The organism is Faecalibacterium longum (assembly GCF_040094125.1).
Lineage (GTDB): Bacteria > Bacillota > Clostridia > Oscillospirales > Ruminococcaceae > Faecalibacterium > Faecalibacterium longum.
Window position 1 is genome coordinate 1 of sequence record NZ_JBBNIH010000036.1, and the last position, 3,643, is coordinate 3,643.

General features: G+C 57.4%; 1 protein-coding gene, 1 tRNA gene and 1 CRISPR repeat array. Both genes read right to left on the reverse strand.

Features of this window, described 5'->3' with window-relative positions:
* Position 1: 1 nt before the first annotated feature.
* Positions 2-74 (reverse strand) — tRNA-Ala (locus tag AAAU26_RS00435).
* Between the two features lie 191 nt (positions 75-265).
* Positions 266-1,117 (reverse strand): DNA-3-methyladenine glycosylase family protein, encoded by an 852-nt coding sequence (locus AAAU26_RS00440; RefSeq protein WP_227619154.1) that lies wholly within the window; start codon positions 1,115-1,117, stop codon positions 266-268.
* Positions 1,118-1,481: 364 nt separating this feature from the next.
* A CRISPR array of direct repeats spans positions 1,482-3,599; the repeat unit is 33 nt; unit sequence ATTTCTATCCACGCCCTCCGCGAGGAGGGCGAC.
* The last annotated feature ends 44 nt before the right edge of the window (positions 3,600-3,643 follow it).

Here is a 3,643-nt window from a genome sequence, read left to right on the forward strand (position 1 = left end):
GTGGAGAATAGCGGGATCGAACCGCTGACCTCTTGCATGCCATGCAAGCGCTCTCCCAGCTGAGCTAATCCCCCATAAAATCCAAGAAGCGAACCTCTTGGATGGAGTTTTTTGTTGGGAATTTGATTGTCGCAGGACTATCTGACTGGGGGTGTGTTTTGATACCAACCGGGCTCCCAGCTGAGCTAATCCCCCATAGCTGGCGTGTCATTCCTGACGACGCATATTATTATACCAGCCAAAAGGAGAGTTGTCAATAACTTTTTTATTTTTTGTGAGCGACACTGCGGCGGGTGCTGCGCTTGTAGTAGAACAGGTACTGCTGTACGATGCCAGCCTGCTGACCATAGGAAGGAAAAGGGTCGCGGCCGCCGAATTCCTCATCAATGAGTCGCTGTATCCAAACATCAATGGGAGCCATCGCGGTACGGCCATAGCCAAAGAGGCAGACGCAGTTTGCTACCTTTTTGCCGACGCCGTCCAGCTCGAGGAGGCGGGAAAAGAGAGCGTCGTCGGGCAGCGCTGCCAGAGCACCGAGGTCGAGTGTGCCGCTGGAAGCCTGTGCGGCAGCGTTCTGGATGTAACGGGTGCGGTAGCCCAGACCACAGCCCATCAGCTGCGCCCCAGAGAGGCCGCAGAGCTGCTGCGGGGTGGGGAAGAGGAAGACTTCATCGCCTTCGGCACTGAGCGGTTCGCCGCAGCACCGGGCAAGGCGTTCTACGGCGGTGCGGATGGCCGGAATGCTCTTGCGCTGGGAGATAAGAAAGGTGATGAGCATTTCCCATGGGTCCTGATGCAGGATTCGGATGCCCTGCCCAAATTCGAGCGATTTGTCCAGATAGCTGCTCTGTCCCGCCAAGCTGCACCGCAGCGCGGCATAGTTCCGGCCCAAATCAAAGTAGTTGGCCCAGCACTCCCAATCTGAGCCATACCATGCAGCGTCGTATTGCCCAGCGCCCAGCGGAGTCAGATAAAGGAGTGCGCCGCCGGAAAGAAAACGGTAGCGCCCGTCGGCCAGTTTCTGCGGCCGGAAGCACTGGCCGCTTTCGATGATTTTGTCGAGGTCAAAGTCGTCCTGGATGGTGACGAGCTGATGGGTAAGGGAAACGGTATGCATGGAAAACTCCTTTTTGGAAAAATTGTGGCGATGCCCGATTCGAGGTGGAAACTGATTTCTATCCGTACCCTTTGCGGGGAGGGCAACCTTGATGCTGAAAAGACCGGCGTGGTTGTGACAATTTCTATCTGCGCCCTCGGTGAAGAGGACGTCTTGGTTACGCCTTTGAGAACCGCGATATGATTATTATGTTATTCTATCCACACCCCTCAAATAGGAGCGACTTCAAGTCGAAGAATGCACCGGGGAACACAAATTGATTTTAACTAACGTCTTTAAGAGACGGAATTATAGGTCAAAATACTCGGTTCCTTAGAGAGCGCATGGCAACAACTTAATAAGAGTTTACCATATTTTTGTGTCGATTTCTACCTGCGCCCTCCGTGAGGAGGGCGACCAATCAACGCTCGGGTCAGTGCTCAATGTAATACGAATTTCTATCCATGCCCTCCGCGAGGAGGGCGACCGAAGCTTAAAAGGCGCATGACCATTAAAGAGATATTTCTATCCACGCCCTCCGCGAGGAGGGCGACATGTGACCGACTTCGACAAAGCACCAACCAGACTGATTTCTATCCACGCCCTCCGCGAGGAGGGCGACCGGTGTTCGGGACAAGGTGGCGGATCTGGCTGTGATTTCTATCCACGCCCTCCGCGAGGAGGGCGACCTGTAAGAGGAGGAACTACAATGCCTGCTGAACTATTTCTATCCACGCCCTCCGCGAGGAGGGCGACCCGCAAAGACTTATACCGCAGCAGTTCAGGCGAAATTTCTATCCACGCCCTCCGCGAGGAGGGCGACGACACCGGACCAGACGCCCTGCTCAACCTCGGAGAATTTCTATCCACGCCCTCCGCGAGGAGGGCGACGGGTGATGTAGTCAGCGCCCAACACATTGTCGATATTTCTATCCACGCCCTCCGCGAGGAGGGCGACGTAGGTCACGGTATTGTCGTCCACCGCAGCGGTATTTCTATCCACGCCCTCCGCGAGGAGGGCGACATGCCCATATAAGCATCCCGGCTCCGTTTGCGCAATTTCTATCCACGCCCTCCGCGAGGAGGGCGACATACAAGCGTACCGAGCTTGAGCCAAGCATGGATATTTCTATCCACGCCCTCCGCGAGGAGGGCGACTTATGACGATGACCATGTACCAACACAGGACACAATTTCTATCCACGCCCTCCGCGAGGAGGGCGACGGTACACACGCAGCAGCCCTTATGGGAGCGTGAAATTTCTATCCACGCCCTCCGCGAGGAGGGCGACGAAAGAGAGGTAAAACCTTATGAGAGACAATATATTTCTATCCACGCCCTCCGCGAGGAGGGCGACCTCATCGGCGTTCTTCATGCCCCAGAACCACAGATTTCTATCCACGCCCTCCGCGAGGAGGGCGACTGGATGGCCGTGCCGCGCTTTGCGGCCTTGTTCAGATTTCTATCCACGCCCTCCGCGAGGAGGGCGACGTGGCCGGACGACGCGGTCAATTATTGCACCGAATTTCTATCCACGCCCTCCGCGAGGAGGGCGACAGGAGACGCGAGCGGCGTACAACGCGCTCCCGTGATTTCTATCCACGCCCTCCGCGAGGAGGGCGACCAGCAGGCGGCCCCGGTAGTTTCCACGGCAGACAAATTTCTATCCACGCCCTCCGCGAGGAGGGCGACGCGGCAGTAAATGACCTGCTCCAGCGGCACAATATTTCTATCCACGCCCTCCGCGAGGAGGGCGACCCGTTTCGCCACCGAAGTGAGCGAGTAAAGGAGGATTTCTATCCACGCCCTCCGCGAGGAGGGCGACACCAGACCACCTTGACCGCTGAGATGTACCGCAAATTTCTATCCACGCCCTCCGCGAGGAGGGCGACTCGAGCACGACCTTCTCGTGAGAATCGTCCAGAAATTTCTATCCACGCCCTCCGCGAGGAGGGCGACCCTCGCCGCTTGCGCCGCGCTCCACGCTGACGCGATTTCTATCCACGCCCTCCGCGAGGAGGGCGACACCGTGCCGTCGTCAGAGACCACGAGTGTAGAGGATTTCTATCCACGCCCTCCGCGAGGAGGGCGACTCCAGCCCGTTTTTCAAGGGGAAAATTGCTGTCTTAATTTCTATCCACGCCCTCCGCGAGGAGGGCGACGGGAGGGCAAGCTCACTGCCTACACTCGTGGTGAATTTCTATCCACGCCCTCCGCGAGGAGGGCGACTTCGATTCGGTCTATGTGCTGCTCTCCCGGTGCATATTTCTATCCACGCCCTCCGCGAGGAGGGCGACCCCCAGTTGGAACGCGGAAAGCTGCCTGTCACGAATTATTTCTATCCACGCCCTCCGCGAGGAGGACGACGGTCAGCGTGTCGCCGGAAGCTGCGGTGCTGCCCAATTTCTATCCACGCCCTCCGCGAGGAGGGCGACTGCCGCCATGCTAGAGATCACGCTGTTCAGCTTAATTTCTATCCACGCCCTCCGCGAGGAGGGCGACAGTACCTCTATCGCAGCTACCACACGCTTGGGGGATTTCTATCC